The sequence below is a fragment of the Buchnera aphidicola (Melaphis rhois) genome, assembly GCF_005080745.1.
In the GTDB taxonomy this organism is placed as follows: Bacteria; Pseudomonadota; Gammaproteobacteria; order Enterobacterales; family Enterobacteriaceae; genus Buchnera_B; species Buchnera_B aphidicola_AT.
On record NZ_CP033004.1, the window covers coordinates 284634 to 305056 of the forward strand.

Sequence of the window (20423 nt, forward strand, 5' to 3'; positions counted from 1 at the left end):
CCGCGTATTGAAGGGATAGTAAAAAGTACAGATAAAGGATTTGGATTTTTAGAAATCGATTCTCAGACGAGCTATTTTATACCACCAAAAGAAATGAAAAAGATCATGCATGGTGATCGTATTATAGCAAAATTAAAAATAGAAAACGATCGAGAGGTTGTCTGTCCAGAAGTATTAGTGGAACCATTTTTATCTAGATTTGTAGGCCGTATTCAAAAGTTTAAAGAAACTTTTTATATAAAACCAGATTATCCATTTTTGAGAGAAGCAATTGTTTGTACTGTATCATGCACTTTACCAAAAAATGTTAAAACAGGAGATTGGGCTATAGCTATATTAATACAACATAAATTAAAAGGAGATTATAGGTTTTCTGCTGAATTAATAAAGTTTATTATTAATCAAGACAGTCCTTTAGTACCATGGTTAGTTACTTTATCACGTCATCAGCTAGAAACATCAGAACCAAAATTAAAAATAGATGATATCAATTTTTATGATAACTTTTCAAGAACAGATCTTACTGACTTAGAATTCATTACTATTGATCATTGCTCTACAAAAGATATTGATGATGCTCTGTTCATAAAAAAAAAATCATCTGGAATGTTTAGCTTAATCGTTGCCATTTCTGATCCTACTTCTTACATTTATCCAGGAAGTAAAATAGACAATATTGCGTCAAAAAGGGGTTTTACTAATTATCTACCTGGTTTAAATATTCCTATGCTTCCACGAATTTTATCTGAAGATAAGTGTTCTTTGAAAATGAACCAACGTCGTCCTGCTATTGCCTGTAAAATGTTATTTAATTATGATGGAAAAATATTATATGATAAAACCAACTTTTCTTTAACATGGATAACGTCTAAATCTCAATTATCATATGATTCTGTATCAGATTGGTTAGAAAATAAAGGAACATGGTTTCCAGAATCTAACTTAATAGCTAACCAGCTGTTATTGTTAAATGAGTTATGTAATTTAAGAACTAAATGGAGAGAAAAGTATGCATTATTATTTAAAGATCGTCCAGAATATGTATTTAAATTATCTAGCGAATTCAAAATATTAGGAATATATATTGAACCTAAACGAATAGCTCATAAAATTATTGAAGAAGCAATGATAGCAGCTAATGTATGTGCAGCAAAATTACTATCAGATAAATTTGGATTTGGAGTATACAATATACATTCTGGATTCGATCCTACTAATGCTGAATACGCTATTTCATTGCTATCTAAATATAACATTGCATTCAATGCAAACGAAATTCAAACGTTGTCAGGATTTTGTAAATTAAGACGTGAATTGGATAATATCTCTAATGAGTATCTTGATAATCGTATTCAAAAACTTTTGTCTTTTGGAGAAATTAATAATAAACCAGGTCCTCATTTTGCTTTAGGATTTCCAGTTTATGCTACATGGACATCTCCTATTAGAAAATACGGTGACATCATTAATCATCGTTTGATAAAAATAATTATTACAGGAAAAGGTGAAGCTATTGCTCCTAGTAATGATGCTTTATTAACAATTAATGATCGTCGTCGTCGTATAAGGATAGCAGAAAGAGATGTAGAAGATTGGTTATATACTTCGTTTTTAAAAGAAATGGATTATAGAAAAAAAATTTTTAATGCTAAAATTACTGATATATTTCGTGCTGGTATGAAAGTAAAATTGTTAGAGAATGGAGCTAATGTTTTTATACCGGCTCCTTTTTTGCATAATATTAGAAATGAGTTAGTGTGCAATAAAGAAAAAGGTATTGTATATATTATGGGTAAAAAACATTATGTTATTTCTAACATTATCAAAGTCATATTAATAGACATTAAAATAGAAACGAGAAGTATTATAGGTAAACCTATTTGATAGGATAATTATACTGTTATAAATTTAACTAAATATTGCCCAAAATGTGTTGAATTAGGGCAGTATAATTTATATATATAGAAGATTTAAAGTTAATATTATAGTTAAATTTATTGAAATAATTTAACATTATATTTTTAATTTTAATAGGAAATCATGCAATATATTTAAATGTTTTGATATGGTATTATAATTTTTATTTATTCTAAGATAATTTCGGAGTGAAATATGAATATTTCCGTTTTTGATTTATCCGCTTATATAAGTTTTTTTTTCAGCTTATTTGCTTTAGTTAATCCTATCGGTATGATTCCTATTTTTACTAGTATGACTAATGCTCAATCTATAAAAGAAAGAAATAAAACGAATTTTACTGCAAATGTGGCAGTAATTTTTATTTTATTTTTCGCATTACTTTTTGGAAACATCATTTTAGATTTGTTTAATATTTCTTTAAATTCTTTTCGTATTTCTGGAGGAATATTAATTATTTCTATCGCATTTTCTATGGTTAATGGAAAATTAATAGCAAATATAAAAAATAATAAAGATAATATTGATTCTAAAAATAATTTAACAACTAGTAGTATCGCTGTTGTTCCATTAGCTATGCCTTTAATAGCAGGACCAGGAGCAATAAGTTCTACCATTATTTGGAGTACGCATTATTCTAGCTGGATGAATATATTAGGATGTACCATTACGATAATTCTATTTTCGTGTTTATGTTGGTGTTTATTTAGAATAGCACCTATAATTGTAAATGTTATAGGAGAAAGTGGAATTAATATTATGACTAGAATTATGGGTTTATTATTAATGGCTATAGGTGTTGAATTTATTATAGTAGGATTAAAATCTATCTTTCTCAATTATATCTAATTTTATATTAATGGTATTACGTTGTAATTAATTACATATAACATTATATTTTAAGTTATATTAAAGGGTTATTAAATAATTGTGAAACTCAATGTTAAAATTCGTAATTTAGGATTACGTAAAATTGAAATGATATCTAATAGCATGAAAGATTTTACTGTAATGCGAAATAAATATACGTTAGATGAAATATGGTTAGTACAACATTATCCTGTATTTACTTACGGAGTTAGTGAAAAAGAATACAATTGGTTTATTCCTAAGCGTATTCCAATTATATTTATTAATAGAGGAGGAAAAACTACGTATCATGGACCAGGACAAATAGTAACATATTTTTTGTTGGATTTAATACGTCGTAACATAAATATTAAAACGCTCATGTTGTTGATGCAAAATGTAGTAATGTCTACTTTAAAATGTTTTTCTATTCATTCATATATATTGGAACAGTTTCCTGGAATATATGTTAATGATAAAAAAATTTGTTCTTTTGGATTACGTATTAAAAAAGGATGTTCATTATATGGTATGTCGTTAAACATTGACATGGATTTATCTCCTTTTAGTTATATTAATCCTTGCGGTAATAATATTAAAATGACTCAAATAGTTGATGTAAAACCTAATTTAAATTTTAGAACTGTTCAACTAGCATTAATGAACAATATTAAGAAATATTTTTTATAATTGTTATATTTATAGCTATTAAAAAATTCGTAATGTATTATAAAATTAATAAGGATTATAAATACATGTATAAAAAAAAATCAAAAATGTTAAGTAATTTAAATATTAAAAAACTATATAATAAGGAAATATCAATAAAAGTTTTGTCTAATTTTAACAATAATATTTTGAAAAAACCTAGTTGGATAAAAATTAAATTTCCATATGATACTAGTAAAATCGGCTATACTAAAAATACTTTAAAAAAAAACAAGTTGAATACTGTTTGTGAACAAGCATTATGTCCTAATTTATCTGAATGTTTTAATAAAGGAACTGCTACATTTATGATTCTCGGTTCTATTTGTACTAGACGATGTCCTTTTTGCGCAGTAAATTACGGTAAACCATCTTTGGTTGATTTAGATGAACCTCAAAAATTAGTGCAAGCTACAATGGATTTAAATATTAATTATATTGTTATTACTTCTGTCGTTCGAGATGATTTAAAAGATAGAGGAGTCAAGCATTTTTTAAAATGTATTCAAGCTATTCGGAAAAAGAAAACAATCATAATTGAAATTTTAGTACCTGATTTTAAAGGTATGATTGATTATGCGATTAAAACTATTAGTATATCTCCTCCAGATGTATTTAATCACAACTTAGAAAATGTACCAAGATTGTACAAATTAGTAAGACCTGGTGCAAATTATAAACAATCATTACAACTGTTAGAACTATTTAAGATTACTAATCCAAATGTTCCAACCAAATCAGGATTAATGCTAGGATTAGGCGAAAAACAAATGGAAGTAATACAGGTTATGCGAGATTTATTTAATAGTGGTGTAAGTATATTAACTTTAGGTCAATACTTACAACCTAGTCCTTCACATCTTCCAGTACAAAGATATATCAGTCCATTAGAATTTTATCAATTAGAAAAAGAAGCATTATCAATTGGTTTTAAAAAAGCTTTTTGCGGTCCATTCGTTCGTTCATCATATCATGCAGAATTTCAATATAACAAATTATGATTTATTTTTAGCAATCTGCAATTTCTATAAGTATGTGATATTAATTAAACGTTTCGTAACTTTATTAATGGATCTTTTAATGATGTAATACTTCTTCCAAGTACGATGTAATCAATATTATATTTTTTTGCTAGTTTAGGAGTAATGACATTTTTTTGGTCGTCAAAAGAACCTTTTTGAAATCGAATTCCAGGAGTTAAGATTTTTAAAGCATCTCCTAATTCTTTTTTTATAGTTAAAACTGTTTGACCTGGGCAAATGATACCATCTAAACTACACTTTTTTGCTAATTTTGATAACATCAAAACGTAACTTTCAGTTGACATATTGATTCCTATAGTACGTATGTCTTTCTCATTAAGACTAGTTAATATTGTTACTCCCATTAGCAATGGTTTTTTTTGAAAAGGTTCTAAAGCTAATTTAGCTGATTGTAGCATTTTTAAGCCACCACAAATATGAACACTTATCATCCATACACCCAAATCAGCTGCAGCTTTTACTGCCCCAAATACTGTATTAGGAATATCATGAAATTTTAAATCTAAAAAAACATTAAATTTCATTTTGTGTAATGTCCGTATAAATTCATGTCCAAATAAGGTAAACATTATTTTTCCTATTTTTAATGCATATATTTTAGGATCAAGATTATTTATTAAATTCATAGCTTGTGTTTTATCATAAAAATCTAAAGCAATAATTATTGTAGGACTTTTAAAAGAATTTAATAAAGTCATATTTTGTCATCGTATACTAAAGATATATATTATTATATCGGTATTTGCGTAAATGTCTAATATCGCTTTCGTATTAGAACTGTGTTTTGGTCTGTTAAGTTGTTGTACTTAATATTATAATGTCTAATTTTTAGTTTTAAAAAACATTTAATGATTTTCGATCAAAAATATGACATCATAAATACGATTACTATTTTAAATAGTAATTATTTGAAATAAATAAAAAATTTATATTTATTAGATTCTTTAATTTTAATCGTTGAATAAAATACGAAATAGCTTTAAATATATTTCATATAAGTATATTGACTAAAAAAACAATAGCAATAATGACTTAATTATACTCAGTGAAAATTCATAGATACTGAATCTATAAGAATAATGTGAAACTATTTTACATTTTATTGATCTTGAACAAGTTATATATTTACTAGAAACAACATATGAAAGAATTTTATTTATATGATTTTAAATATATTTATGATATGTAAATAATGTTGTTATCAATTTAAATTATTATCAGTAATAATTATATATTAACAAGATTATCGTATATATTTTAAGAGTAAACAATTTACTACATATAAAATTTTAATAAACAATAATGGAGAGTATATGCAGCTTAAAAGGATAGCGGAAGCTAAATTACCCACTCTATTTGGCGAATTTTTAATGGTTGTATTTGAAGAAAAAAATGGAGGAAAAAACCATGTAGCTCTAATTTATGGAGATATTACACACCATAATCCAGTTTTGTCAAGAATTCATTCTGAATGTCTTTCTGGCGATGCATTGTTTAGTTTACGTTGTGATTGTGGATTTCAATTACAGTCAGCATTAATGACCATCGTAAAAGCTGGTAGTGGAGTTCTTATATATCATCGACAAGAAGGAAGAAATATCGGTTTATCAAACAAAATTCGAGCTTATGCTTTACAAGATATTGGTTTAGATACAGTTGAAGCAAACCATTATTTAGGATTTTCTGAAGACGAACGAGATTTTACTTTTTGCGCTGATATATTTAAATTATTAAACATTACAAAAATACGATTATTAACTAATAATCCACTAAAAGTAAAAATATTAAATAAAAACGGCATAAAAATAATAGAAAGAATATCATTAGTTGTAGGAAGAAATTTTAATAATTCTAAATATTTAAACACTAAAGCAGAAAAAATGGGTCATATTTTACCTATCGAAAATAAATAATATTTAGGTTTTAAATTAAATTAATAAAATTTATTATAATAATATTATATAACATCTAATGTTAATTTTATATTATTATTTTAAAAGATATTTTTAATTGTATTATTTAACTAAGTAATATTTTTTAGTTTCCCGGTTTCTGAAATAAATTAAAGCATATTGTTCATAATAAATAATTATTACTATTATATGTAGGCATTTTATGTCTATTTTAATTTATTGCATGCCTACATAATAATTAATATTTTAAAAAATAGTTAAAAAATAATAATTTTTTAATATTTAAGAAAATTTAATTTAATAATTTAATATATTTACATAATTATTATGATTTAGATAAGTTATATTAAGTTATAATTTTAAATATTCGTAATATATTATGTAATATATTTAAATTATAAAAAATATTATTCTTATATTATAAAAATTATCTAATTTAATAATTTTTCTTTAAAAACGATATTAATAGAATACAAAACTATACGTATTTGTAATATGTTCTAAATGGTAAAATATTAATTTAATATTATAAGTTAAATAAACACATAATAGAATATTGTATAAAATCAAGTTCGATAGTTTACTAATTTAATAGTTGTATCTTTAATTAAATTCTTTTTTTAAGTATAGTATACATTTTAATTAAATTTATTATAATAAATTATATAATTTGCGTATTATATGAATAAATGAAATCTTATATATTTAAAATCTTTATAATAAGAATTTTATAAATATTCTTATTAATAGAAATAGTGTTTTAATCATTTTAGATTACGATGCTGTTCAGTTTATGTTTTGAAACTTCTATCTTAATTTATGTATTTGTATTTGTTAGGTCTAATAGTTCTCTTTTTTCGACTACTAATCTATTTGAGAGTGTATAGTTTTAGTAACTTATTAGAATCGAAACTATTTACAATTGGTATTTTACATTGTTTTAACGTGTTTATCTTTTATTTAATTTTTTCTGATTTGTTTTTACATTTTATTTTGTTAATTATTACGTTAAATTTTTTAACATTTTTAAAAGTTTTTAAAAAATATTTTTCTTTTAAGCTCAAAAATTCGAATATTATTTAAAAATTTTTTAGTATGTTATTCATTATTGTAATATTAAAATATGTTATATAGTAACTTTATGCAATAATAAGAAATTTAGAGAAAGGAGTCTTAATTTTTAATTTTATAGAAAGGTAGTTTCAATTATTTAAAATATATTATTAAATTTAAATATTTTATTTATATTTTAGAGATTATATTTTAACTTATTATATATTTATTTCGAACATTTATACAAATGAATTTTATATTTATATAATGTAATATATGATGTGTTGTTATAAAGGTTCACGTATTGATTTTTAATTTTCATAAGAGCGTATAAATTTTATTTATCAAATATAATTTATTTGAGATATCAGTATTATTTTTAAATAATGATTTTATCTCTCCATAGGTACTATAGTTCAGTATATAAAATATTTACTTTGTTGTTTGTATAGAACTTTACAATGAAAAATAAAATAAACTACAATTAAAAATACTTAAAACAATTTTAAAGTAAAGGACTAAGTAAATAGAACAATTTTTCTATTACTTTTCTCCAATAAGATCTAATAGCCCATAACTTTGGATCTATTAATTTAGAATGTGAAATATATTCATTTTGCAGTAAAAACAGATCTCTTCCAAAATTACTATCATCTACTACTAATGTAATTTCAAAGTTTAACCATAAACTTCTCATGTCCAAGTTTGCAGTACCGATCAAACTTAATTGCATATCTATTAAGATACTTTTACTATGTAGTAATCCTTTTTCAAATTGATAAATTTTTACACCTGATTCTAAAAGTTCACTAAAATATACTCGACTTGCCCATTTAACCAATATGGAATCATTACTTTTTGGAATTATTAAGCTAACTTGAACTCCTCTTTGCGCAGCTGCACATATTGCATATAATAAATCATCACTAGGTATTAAATAAGGAGTAGTTATTATTATTTTTTTTCGTGCTGAATAAATAGACGTCAATAATACTTGATGAATTATGTTTTCAGTAAATCCTGGACCAGAAGCAATAATTTGTATTGCAGAAGTATTATTTTTAGGTAGAGCAACAATTTTATATTTTGGTTGTTTAGGAAAAATTTTTTTTCCTGTTTCTATTTCCCAATCACAAGAATATACTATCCCCATTGTGATAGCAACTGGACCTTCTATTCTAATCATTAAGTCAATCCATTGTCCAACTTTTGAAGATTTTTTAAACAAACGGGGATCTACTAAATTCATACTACCTGTATATGTAATATAGTTGTCTATAAGAATAAATTTTCGATGTTGTCTTAAATCAACTCTTCTTAAAAATAATTGGTATAAATTTATTTTTAATGCTTCAACTATTTGTATTCCAGAATTGCGCATCATAGTAACCCATTTACTTCGGAAAAATTCTAAACTTCCAGCTGAATCTAACATAATTCTACATTTTATTCCCCTTCTAGCTGACCTTATCAAAGCTATTGCTACATCATCAGCTAGACCACCAGGTTTCCAAATATAAAAAACAATTTCGATATTATTTCTTGCTAGATAAATATCTTGAATCAAAGTTTTAATTATTTCTTTCGTATTTTTTAACAATTTTAATTTATTATATTTGATTCCTGATATTCCTTGTCTATGCTTACATAGTTGAAATACTGAAGTTGCTACTTCACTATTATTATTTTCAAAAATAAAATTACGGGATTTTAAATTATTCAGCCATTTATTTCTTTTTGACCACATAGTGCTAGCCAACTTTAATCTTCTTTTTCCAAGATAAAATTCTTCAAAAAACAACCAAACTATGATTCCAATTATAGGTAATATATAAATAACTAACAGCCATGCCATGGCTGACGATATTGCACGACGTTTGGAGAGTATACGAATTGTTATGCTAATAATTAATAACCAATATCCAAAAATAGTTAACCCAGTAACTATAGAAGAAAAGTTAGCCATTTAATAATTATCCAGTTAATATTTTTTAATGTTAAGTAGTAAAGAAATAAATTTCACTAGTTTTTACTATTATATAGTATGTTTTGAATAAAAATGATGCTATAAAAATAATGTTTTATATGTCGACTTTAAAATAATTATTGCAATTAATAACATATTAAATAAAATTTAATTGTGTTATTTAAAAAACATGTGTTCATATTTTAAAAATTTTTTTAAATATTAAAACTCGTTTTGTATAATTATTATACTTTTATAACTTGAAAATTAATAATCAAAATAAATTAAATAATGCTTAATGGTAATAAATTTCTAGGTTTTCCTAACTTATCTACAGCAACATAAACAAAAATTGCTTCTGTAGTACAGTATCGTAATCCTAATGGCTCGGAAGCTACTTTTTTTATCCATACTTCGATCTTTATAGTAATTGAACTATTTCCTGTTTTAATACAATGTGCATAGCAACTTACTACGTCACCAACGGTAACTGATTTTAAAAATGTCATTCCGTTTACACTCACTGTTACTACTCTTCCTCCTGCAATTTCTTTTGCTAAAATCGCCCCGCCCATATCCATTTGAGACATAATCCATCCTCCAAAAATATCTCCATTAGCATTAGTATCTGCTGGCATTGCTAAAGTACGTAAAACTATTTTTCCTTTTGGTGATTGGCATTTTTGATTCATAAATAATTTCTCTGATTAAAGTTATTAACTATTTATTTCTAGAAGTTAAATAGTATATATAAATTATATTGATGAATATAAAAAACAATGTTAAAAAAGTTAATCCAAATACTTTAAATAACACCCACATGCTTTCTGAAAAATAAAACATAACATATAAGTTAATAATGGCACATATTAAGAAAAAAATAGACCAAATAATATTAAGTATATTCCAAGAAGAATCAGTTAATCTTATTTGTTTTCCTAGCAATTGTTGAATTAATGGTTTCTTAATTAATAAATGATTAATTAAAAATGAAAGAAAAAGAAACAGGTATATTATTGTCACTTTCCACTTAATGTAATTACTGTTATGGAACAATAACGTTAGAGATCCGAAAAATAATACGCAAATACAATTAATGTAGTCCATTTTGTCAATATTATTAAAAACTACTTTGAATAATATACATACTGATATGGTTAAAATCATTAGTATAGTGGATGCAAGAAAAATGTTATAAAATTTGTATACAATAAAAAAAGAAAAAATTGGAACAAAATTAAGCAACTGTTTCATAAAATAAAATCCAATACTATATTTAATTAGAATGTGACAATGAAGTTGATAGCATATAAAAACGAAATAAATATATAATTAGTATAGAAGAAATTATATTAGTCATTGTATTTAATAATAACGATAGTATGCATCCAGAAATTATTTTTATATTTGATAGCAATATGAGAATAACTAACTTTGACAATAACCATAAAATAATAGCAGGAGTGATAATTTTAAAATTGTATAAAGTGATTTGTGTACTAGAAATGATAGATTGAATTATAGTTGTATTATTTGTCATTAATATAATAGGCGATAAGGAAAGAAGTATACAAAACATCATTCCTGGAATTATTAATAGCATTAATCCTAGTTGAATAATGATTGTAATAATAAATATTAATAGGAATAAATTTAAAAATAAAAATACATTATTTTTTTTAAGTTCTAATAAGAAACTATTTTTTTTAAAAGCAATAGTCTTTATGAAAATTGTTAAAATTCCTATTAAAACAGTACTTCCAATTAATGATGAAAATAATTTCATAATTGAAAATAATAATAATCTCTTTTGTTGATAAGGTGTTAATGCTTTTACAAAATCGAATAGAGAATAATATTGGTTCATTTTTGATTCATAAAAAAATGTTAAAATATTTGAATTTGAAACGAAAATATTGTCTATCATGATAGTTATACTAGAAGAAAAAAGCGCTATGACAAATATCGTCAACCATTTTACTTTCAAAAATTTGATAGTATCACGGCATAATAAATGTGTTGTTATATACATGAGTTTTCCTTGACCTTGTATTGTTAGTATCAAGACATAACATTTTCACATAATTTTTCATTAACAAACTTAATTATGTCAAGATATTATATCTTGATAATGTATGACAAGATTATATTTATTATAATAGCTAATACTATTCGATAATTATTGTTGCTTTTTTAAAAGATTTCGATAAAAATATTATTTCTTTTATAAGTTTGTCATCATCTTGAAAATAGTTTTCAATTAATTTAGCAATAATTGATCCACAAATAACACCAGATATTCCTGATAATATTATTTTTTGTATTTGATAAGGATAAGAAACCCCAAACCCTTGTATCAAAGGTGTTTTAGTTAGTTTTTTTAGTTTATTAATCAAACTCAAGGGTGGTATCATTATTTCTTGATTTATTCCAGTTACCCCAGATCTAGATAATAGATAAATATACCCTTGACTATGTATAGCAATGTTTTTGATTACGTTCTTTTTAGCATCAGGGGGGCATATAAATACTGGCAATATATTATTAATTATAGCATATTTTCTAAAAACATATGATTCTTCAATTGGCAAATCTGCTATTAATATCGAATCAATACCAATTTTGTAACATTTTAAGTAAAATTTGTTTATTCCAAACTTAAATATTAAATTTGAATATAATAATAATCCTATTGGAATAGTCTGATGTTTTTCCCGTATTTCAGATAATATGTCAAAACATTTATGAAGGTTTATTTTAGAATTAAAAGCTCTTAAATTGGCTTTTTGTATTATTTCACCATCTGCTATAGGATCTGAAAATGGAATTCCTAATTCTAACCCATCTGCACCATTTTCAATTAAAGCATTAATTATTTTTAATGACATATCAATAGATGGATCGCCGAGAACAACAAAAGGAATAAAACAACCTTTTTTAAACGGAATTAATTTTTTGCATAATTTTTGATAACGATTCATTATTAACATACTCTACATTTTTAGAAAATTTTTAACTGTTTCGATATCTTTATCACCTCTTCCGGAAATATTTACAATTAATATTTGATTTTTCTGAGGATGATTGTTCATTAATTTTAATGCATAAGCTAGTGCATGAGAAGATTCTAATGCCGGAATTATTCCCTCTGATTTGCTTAAACATCTAAAAGCATTTACCGCTTCGTGATCAGTAATTGATACATATTGTGCACGCTTAGTACTATACAGCCAAGCATGTTCAGGTCCTACTGCTGGGAAATCTAGACCGGCTGAAATAGACCATGATTCTTTAATCTGACCTTCTTCAGTCTGCATGATCTTTGTTTTCATACCAAAAAAAATACCTGTTTCTCCATGTGTTAAAGGAGCACCATGTTTGTTAGTATGAATTCCTTTTCCACCTGGTTCTACACCAATAAGACTAACGGAATTATCTGAAATAAATGAAGAAAATATTCCAATAGCATTGGATCCCCCACCTACACATGCAATTACAGCATTAGGTAAACAATTTTCCTCTCGAACAATTTGTCTTTTTGTTTCTTTTCCAATGATACTTTGAAATTCTTTCACGATAGTTGGATATGGATGAGGTCCAGCAGCAGTGCCAAGCATATAATGTGCGTTAATATAATTTTCTGACCAATCACGTAAAGCTTCGTTACATGCATCTTTCAAAGTACCACTACCCGTTTTTACTGGTATAACTTCAGCTCCCATTAATTTCATTCGAAAGACGTTTTGTTGTTGCCTATTTATATCTTTTAATCCCATATAAATACGACATTTAAGATTTAATAAAGCACAAGAAAAAGCAGCTGCTACTCCATGTTGACCTGCTCCTGTTTCAGCAATAATTTCCTTTTTTTTCATTTTTTTTGCCAATAACGCTTGACCTAATACTTGATTAGTTTTGTGTGCCCCTCCGTGCAATAAATCTTCTCGTTTGAGATAAATCTTCGTTTTTGTTCCCTTCGTTAAATTACGACATAATGTTAATGGTGTAGGTCTACCAGCATAGTTTTCTAAAAGATTAGATAACTCTATTTTAAATTTAGAACTTTTTAATGAAAAAATAAATTCTTCTTCTAATTGATATAATGCAGGCATTAAAATTTGTGGGACATACATACCACCAAAATCGCCAAAATATGAATTTAATAAAGTCATGAAAAAAATTCCTAATATGTATTTTAATGAGTTATTATTTTATGTTCTCTTAGAGAACGGAAAAGTGACATTATTTTATTTTTATCTTTTATGCCAGGAGTGACTTCTAATCCAGAGTTAAAATCAAGCCCGAAACAACCTAGATTAGAAGCTAAAATACAGTTATGTATACTTAAACCACCAGCTAATATAACATTAATTAATGCATAATTTTTTAATAAAGACCAATTAAATGGTACACCACTGCCTCCATTGATATTGTCAAAAATGTATTTATCTATGTTTTTATAAATGTGTTCTTGATATTTGTTTTTACTTATTAGTGAGACAGCTTTCCATATTTTTATATTAAATGGTAATTTTTCTCTTAAAGTATTAATATACAACTGATTTTCGTTCCCATGTAATTGAATAGCATAAAATGGAATTTTATTAGTTATATGGATAATGATTTCAATTTTTTCATTACAAAATACTCCAATATATTTCATATTAATGGAGGTGCTAATTTGAATGGCTTTTTTATAATCAATATATCGTGGCGAAAATTTACAAAAAATAAAACCCGCGTAAATTGCTCCAGCACGTTGTGATACTTGAACGTCTTCAAATCTAGTTAATCCGCATATTTTGTTGTTTCCCATTATTATTTTACGAACAGTATTGTCTAAATCTTTTTTAGTCATTAAAACAGATCCAATTAAAAATCCTTGTACAATCGACGTTAACTCTCTTAATTGATGATAATTTTTAATACCAGATTCACTGATAACGGTTATATTTTTTGGTATACTTGGTGCTAACTTATGTGTATTACTTATTGAAAGAGAAAGATTATGCAAATTACGATTATTAATTCCGATAACTCGTGCATTTAAAATTATAGCTCTGTTTAACTCTTCTCGATTATTTATTTCAGTTAAAACACCCATATTTAAAGATGTTGCTATTTCTTCAAGAAAAATGTATTGAGAATCATTTAAAATAGATAACATAAGTAGTATTGCGTCAGCTTTATAATATCTTGCTAAATAAATTTGATATGGATCAATAAAAAAATCTTTACATAAAATTGGTTGATTAACAGCAATATTTCTAATTATAGGAATAAATTCGAATTTCCCCCCAAAATATTTTTCATCAGTTAATACTGATATAACTGAAGCATATTTTTTATATATATTTGCTACAAATTCTGGTTTAAAATTATTTAATATTCCTAGTGAAGGTGATGATTTTTTAAATTCTAATATTAAAGATGGGTGAATTTTTTTTAATGATTTATAAAAATCACGATTTGATAATGTCAGTTTGTATTGAAAAGTAGATAATGGCTGTATTTTTTTTCTATGCACAAGCCACTTTAATTTATCTTTTATCATTTTTTTTAATATACTTTCCAAAATCATATTCCTCTTTAGAACTTAGATAATTCAATAATTTTTTGGTAAACTTTTCCACTATAAATTATTTTTAAAGCATATTGTGTATTTTTTTTTAGATCTTCATTACCAAATAATTGAAGTAATATAGCTGTATTAGCTGCTATAGTTTCTGTAATTGAAATAGGACCTTTTCCTTGAAATACTTTCTTAACTATTTCATAATTTTCTTTAGGTGTACCTCCTAAAATAGTATTTTTATCATGGAAATGTACTCCGAAACTTTCAGGATATAATGTATATGAAGTAATTTTAGAATTTTTTAATTCAGTAATATTAGTAGGGCTATGTAGCGTTACTTCGTCTATATTATTACTATATACTATTATTGAACGATGACGATTTAATTTTTTAAGTATATGTGCAATAGGAATCATTAATTTAGTACTATAAACACCTATAACAGATAAAGGGGGGTTAGATGGGTTTAATAATGGACCTAATATGTTAAACAATGTTCTAGTTTTCAAAATTTTTCGAACTAACGAAACATGTTTAAAACTAGCATGGTATTGTGGTGCAAATAAAAAACAAACATTTAATTTATTTAACATTTCTTGAGATTTTTTTTGTGAGATATTAATATTAATATCAAATTCTTTCAAAAGATCATATGATCCAGATTTACCAGATATACTAGAATTACAATGTTTTATGATTTTTAAACCACATGTTGCCCCAACTAATGCACTAGCAGTAGATATATTTATACTGTTACTCAAATCTCCACCAGTTCCTACAATATCAGAAAACATATAATTTTGTTTAGGAAATGGCTGAGCTTGTTCTAAACAAGCTTGCATAGCTCCCATTATCTCTTGTTCAGATTCACCCTTAATTTTTAAAGCTATTAAAATAGCAGATAATTGTACATTATTAATTTTACCTGACATTATGTACTGAAACAAATTATATGATTCTATTTCCGTCAAATTGTAACCATTATAAATCCTATTCAATATGTTATTCATTTTGCATCTTATAGAGTAAACAACGTATATATTTAACTAATTTTGATGAATTTACCAAAACTAATTAATAAAAATCAAAATATCTGTGTGTATTATAAATTATATATTAAATATAATCATAATTAAATTAATCTAGCTGTTATTTAATAACAAGAATTTATATATAATTTATTAATATTTTTAATTATATTTAATGTTAAAAGAATATTTAACGATTTAAATTAATATTTTATGTATCCAAATACATCTTTAATTAAAATATATCAAGGTTATACTAATATATTAGGAAAATCACGATGCAAAAAATGACAATAATATTACTGTTTTTAGTAGTATCTATAACATGGGGGACTACTTTTATGGCTATAAAAATTGCTGCGGATACTATTCCCCCTTTATTCATAACTGGAATGAGATTTTTATTAGCATCACCATTATTGATATGTATTTGTTACTACACTAATACTTCTTTATTATTTCCATCTGGAAAAAAAATATTTCAGTTAGTTATATGTATATTTTATTTTTCTATACCTTTTTCATTAATGTTATATGGTGGTACTTACGTTAATTCAATTATTGCATCTGTCATATTTTCTAATATGCCGATTATAATATTATTACTTTCTTTTCTTATCTTTAATAAACCATTGAATATTATTCAATATATAGGATTAACATTAGCAATATCCGCTTTATTAATAATTTTATTTAAAGAAATCCAATTAGGTAATAAAAACATTATTAAAGGGATAATAGCATTAATATTAGCCATGATTAGTCATGCTATGGTATATTTGCATTCTAAAGAAAAATATTCTAATATATCCATTTTAACTTTTAATGCTCTCCCTTCTTTATTTTCTGGAACATTATTATTATTCATTTCTAACATAGTAGAACGTCCTATATTTAATAATTTTTCTAAAACTTCTATTATAGCTATTCTTTATTTAAGTTATTTTTCGGGAGTATTTGGAATATTATCTTATTTTTATTTACAAAAAAAGGTAAGTTCTTTTTATGCCTCTATTGTTTTTTTTATATTTCCATTGATAACTTTAATTTTAGAAAAAGTAATTTATGGATATTCTATTACATCAGAACAATTTCAACTCATAATGTTTTCAATGAGTAGCATATTTTTAACGTTAATTCCATTTGACTATTTTAAATTAAAAAATTTTATACAACAATTAGTAAAAAAATTTAGAATATTGTTATGAATTGCACATATACTATAAAATCTGTTATGTCTCTATACATATTATATAAATCATTATACCAATACATATGCTGGTAAAAAGTTAATTATTTATAATGACTTATACTATTTTAATACATATAATTAGTATCCAATTGCACTTAAAATAAAAAATTTATATATAATGTATTAAATATATTTTAATAATATTTTAAAAGCATAATAATTTTATTAATATTAATTGAAAATGAAGTACACATTCTATATTTGCATAGAATATAAAATTTAATTTTATACAAAAATACATTTTTAGTGATATATTTGTGACATCTAACAGTTTATTTCTTAAATATATAATAATTTCAATTATTAAATCATTGGCAATTATAAAAAAATAAATTTTTATTTTAACAAAACATAAATCAATAACTAATATAGATAATGGTAAATTGTTTTTACAATTATTTTAAAATTTTATTAAATAAATGCTCGCAAGGAATTATTATGAGTTCTATTTCTGATTATATATTATTTCTTTTAAAAATATTTACTTTATTATTTCTAGTTGCATTTGCTATTTTTATAGTGCTAAACATAAAACAAAAAAAAAATAAACAGAAAAAAAAATTAGATATTATATCATTAAATGATCATTATATATCCATGAAACATCAAATTATTATGTCATCATTATCAAAATATGAACAAAAAATGTGGTATAAACGTAATGAAAAAATTAAAAAAGATAAATTAAAACAAGATATAAAATTAATTAAAAAAAATAGCAATCATATCCTTAATAACAAAAAACCTATATTATATGTGATAGACTTCAAAGGAGATATTAATGCAACTGCAGTAGCATCGTTACGTGAAGAAATATCTGCTATTCTTTTAGTTTATAGAAAAAATGATGAAGTACTTCTACGTTTAGAAAGTGGAGGAGGAACAATGCATGGGTATGGATTAGCTTCTGCTCAATTACAAAGATTAAGAAAAAAAAATATATATCTAACTGTTTCTGTTGATAAAATTGCAGCTAGTGGTGGATATATGATGGCTTGCATTGCTAATCATATAATTGGTGCTCCATTTTCTATTATTGGCTCTATTGGTGTTATAGCACAAATACCTAATTTCTATAAATTGTTGAAAAAAAATAATATTGATATGGAGTTACATACAGCTGGACAATACAAAAGAACATTAACTATGTTTGGAAAAAATACATCAGAATCTCGTGAAAAATTTTGTTCCGAATTACGCGCTACTCATTCTTTATTTAAAAAATTTGTTTGCAGCATGCGTTCATCGATAAATATTGATGAAGTTTCTAATGGAGAATATTGGTTTGGTTCAATAGCCTTAGAAAAAGGATTAATAGATAGTCTGAATACAAGTGATGATTTCATCTTATCTAAAATAAGAGATTTTTCTGTATTAAAAATTAGTTATATTAACCAAAAAAAATTTTTAGATTCTTTTATGTTTAAATTAAAACACAATATAAAAAATAGAGTTTTTAACATATTAAATGTATAACGTTATTGACATAACGAGTTTAATTCATTTTTTTATGATTCCGTTATATTATACATGTACAAGATATTTTTTTTAAATTATATAAAATATACTATATAAATTATTTTTGTTTAAAGTTAACAAGACAATATATCATTTAAAATTAAAAAATAAATATTTATTTTTATATAATATGAATATTAAATTTTTAATTATAGAATAATAACTATAATTTTGTTAATTTTAAAATCTTAACTATATTAATAGATATTATTTTAAAAATGTAAAAAATATGTTTTTATATTAATTAATTAATTAATAATTTCAATTACGACAATTCTTAAATAAATTAATTTAGTTATATGTGATTTTAAATTTGTTAAAATTTATATAGTAGTTTATTAATTAAAAGCTATTAAATGTATTTATGTGTCATTAGAATTAACGTATTTTCTGATTTTGGTAAGAACTATTCGCATTAATTTCGGATTTCCTGCTAATATTGATCCTAATGCAAAGTAATTATTACCTCCATAGACGTCACTTATTAATCCTCCAGCTTCTTTTACTTGTAATATACCTGATGTAATCTTAAAAGGTTTTATGTTAAAATTAAATAAGAAATCTAATCTTCCGATAGCAATATAGCTATAATCGAGATTTGTACATCCTGTAGATCTCAATTTTATATTTTCTATTAAAAATGAATCAAAAACTTTCATTATATCATTACTTTTATTACATTTTGAATACGAAAAAATTATTCCAATTAAGCTATTTCTTAATGAACTAATTTCGTTACATCTCATTCTATATCCATTCAATTGAGCTCCTTGACCTTTAACAGATGTAAATAACTCGTTTCTAAGAGGATCATATATTACAGATATTTCAGTAATATTGCGAATTATTACAGCAATAGAAACACAAAAATGTGGTAAATTTCTTTCAAAATTGCTTATTCCATCTAATGCATTAATTAACCATACTATTTCAGACATATTAAATGCCACATTTTTGCTATTTTTCGTAATAATGATATGTTTTGGATAAGATTTTTGAATAATATTGATCATTAATTTTTCCGATATTTCTACCATTTTTACGATTAAATCTTGTTTTTTTATCTGTTTATCATTGTTTATTTTCTGATTATCATAGTTTTGAATGAGTATATTTCCACCTTTTCTAGCAACGCGAATGGCAATATTGAGAATAGGATGCATAACTTTCCTTATATTAAATAAAAATTAATTATATAATGAAATTATAGTTTTGTCTGTTTATATTACAAATACAAATATATTAATTAGTTATAAAAGTAATTATATTAATATTTAATTTGAAATATATATTAATAATACATTTATATTTATAATTATTTAAATATTTAAAATATTAAATATAAACTATATTTAATACTATATTATGTTTTCTAAATATAATTTAAATAATATTAACTAGGATTAATCAAATGAAGGATGTTGTAAGTAAATCAGATAATTTTAAAACTAATTTATTAAATTTTAATTTAAAAAAAATGCGTGATTTCTTTAAATCAATAGGTGAAAAAGAATATTGTGCAGTACAAGTTATGCAATGGATATATAAATATTATTGTAATGATTTCGAAAAAATGTCAAATATTAGTATGAATTTAAAAA

General features: G+C 24.0%; 17 protein-coding genes and 1 pseudogene. 8 read left to right on the top strand and 10 right to left on the bottom strand.

Annotated elements, in window-relative coordinates; translation table 11 throughout:
* The 4 genes from D9V73_RS01255 to lipA form a co-directional block, all read left to right on the top strand.
* A partial coding sequence (locus tag D9V73_RS01255) for an exoribonuclease II (RefSeq protein ID WP_158336773.1) occupies positions 1 to 1884 on the top strand: 1884 nt, incomplete at its 5' end.
* A 228-nt stretch (positions 1885 to 2112) separates the two neighbouring features.
* A complete protein-coding gene (locus tag D9V73_RS01260; protein ID WP_158336476.1) occupies positions 2113 to 2766 on the top strand; it encodes a YchE family NAAT transporter in 654 nt (217 codons plus the stop codon).
* 81 nt (positions 2767 to 2847) lie between these two features.
* Positions 2848 to 3456 (top strand): lipoyl(octanoyl) transferase LipB, encoded by a 609-nt coding sequence (gene lipB / locus D9V73_RS01265; protein WP_261979195.1) that lies wholly within the window; start codon positions 2848 to 2850, stop codon positions 3454 to 3456.
* Between the two features lie 65 nt (positions 3457 to 3521).
* On the top strand, positions 3522 to 4475 hold the full coding sequence (gene lipA / locus D9V73_RS01270; RefSeq protein ID WP_158336478.1) for a lipoyl synthase: 954 nt from the start codon (positions 3522 to 3524) through the stop codon (positions 4473 to 4475).
* A 44-nt stretch (positions 4476 to 4519) separates the two neighbouring features.
* Here the strand turns inward: lipA and pyrF are convergent, their stop codons facing one another.
* Entirely contained in the window at positions 4520 to 5215 is a 696-nt protein-coding gene (gene pyrF / locus D9V73_RS01275) for an orotidine-5'-phosphate decarboxylase (protein ID WP_158336479.1), read from the bottom strand.
* 615 nt (positions 5216 to 5830) lie between these two features.
* Here pyrF and ribA point away from each other — a divergent pair.
* Positions 5831 to 6430: a GTP cyclohydrolase II gene (ribA, locus tag D9V73_RS01280; protein WP_158336480.1), complete on the top strand. Its 600-nt coding sequence runs from the start codon at positions 5831 to 5833 to the stop codon at positions 6428 to 6430.
* A 1558-nt stretch (positions 6431 to 7988) separates the two neighbouring features.
* Here ribA and cls read toward each other — a convergent pair.
* The 8 genes from cls to trpD form a co-directional block, all read right to left on the bottom strand.
* On the bottom strand, positions 7989 to 9449 hold the full coding sequence (cls, locus tag D9V73_RS01285; RefSeq protein ID WP_158336481.1) for a cardiolipin synthase: 1461 nt from the start codon (positions 9447 to 9449) through the stop codon (positions 7989 to 7991).
* Positions 9450 to 9733: 284 nt separating this feature from the next.
* Positions 9734 to 10141: an acyl-CoA thioester hydrolase YciA gene (yciA, locus tag D9V73_RS01290; protein WP_158336482.1), complete on the bottom strand. Its 408-nt coding sequence runs from the start codon at positions 10139 to 10141 to the stop codon at positions 9734 to 9736.
* A 28-nt stretch (positions 10142 to 10169) separates the two neighbouring features.
* A complete protein-coding gene (gene ispZ / locus D9V73_RS01295; RefSeq protein ID WP_158336483.1) occupies positions 10170 to 10703 on the bottom strand; it encodes a septation protein IspZ in 534 nt (177 codons plus the stop codon).
* Between the two features lie 22 nt (positions 10704 to 10725).
* Positions 10726 to 11514: a YciC family protein gene (locus tag D9V73_RS01300; protein ID WP_158336484.1), complete on the bottom strand. Its 789-nt coding sequence runs from the start codon at positions 11512 to 11514 to the stop codon at positions 10726 to 10728.
* Positions 11515 to 11617: 103 nt separating this feature from the next.
* Positions 11618 to 12430 (bottom strand): tryptophan synthase subunit alpha, encoded by an 813-nt coding sequence (gene trpA, locus D9V73_RS01305; RefSeq protein WP_158336485.1) that lies wholly within the window; start codon positions 12428 to 12430, stop codon positions 11618 to 11620.
* 12 nt (positions 12431 to 12442) lie between these two features.
* The gene (trpB, locus tag D9V73_RS01310; RefSeq protein ID WP_158336486.1) at positions 12443 to 13621 is read right to left on the bottom strand and encodes a tryptophan synthase subunit beta; all 1179 of its coding nucleotides are present in this window, start codon (positions 13619 to 13621) and stop codon (positions 12443 to 12445) included.
* Positions 13622 to 13644: 23 nt separating this feature from the next.
* A complete protein-coding gene (gene trpCF, locus D9V73_RS01315) occupies positions 13645 to 15027 on the bottom strand; it encodes a bifunctional indole-3-glycerol-phosphate synthase TrpC/phosphoribosylanthranilate isomerase TrpF (RefSeq protein ID WP_158336774.1) in 1383 nt (460 codons plus the stop codon).
* 11 nt (positions 15028 to 15038) lie between these two features.
* Complete coding sequence (gene trpD / locus D9V73_RS01320; protein WP_158336487.1) at positions 15039 to 16034, bottom strand: anthranilate phosphoribosyltransferase; 996 nt, start codon at positions 16032 to 16034, stop codon at positions 15039 to 15041.
* A 296-nt stretch (positions 16035 to 16330) separates the two neighbouring features.
* On the opposite strand from trpD, the gene D9V73_RS01325 reads away from it, so the two are divergent.
* Positions 16331 to 17260, top strand: coding sequence for a DMT family transporter (locus D9V73_RS01325; RefSeq protein WP_158336488.1), 930 nt, complete (start codon positions 16331 to 16333; stop codon positions 17258 to 17260).
* 482 nt (positions 17261 to 17742) lie between these two features.
* Entirely contained in the window at positions 17743 to 18780 is a 1038-nt protein-coding gene (gene sohB, locus D9V73_RS01330) for a protease SohB (RefSeq protein ID WP_158336489.1), read from the top strand.
* 404 nt (positions 18781 to 19184) lie between these two features.
* Here sohB and D9V73_RS01335 read toward each other — a convergent pair whose 3' ends face one another.
* Complete coding sequence (locus tag D9V73_RS01335; protein ID WP_158336490.1) at positions 19185 to 19985, bottom strand: inositol monophosphatase family protein; 801 nt, start codon at positions 19983 to 19985, stop codon at positions 19185 to 19187.
* Positions 19986 to 20233: 248 nt separating this feature from the next.
* On the opposite strand from D9V73_RS01335, the pseudogene D9V73_RS02920 reads away from it, so the two are divergent.
* Positions 20234 to 20423 (top strand): annotated as a pseudogene (locus D9V73_RS02920) (bifunctional tRNA (adenosine(37)-C2)-methyltransferase TrmG/ribosomal RNA large subunit methyltransferase RlmN); the annotation flags it as partial.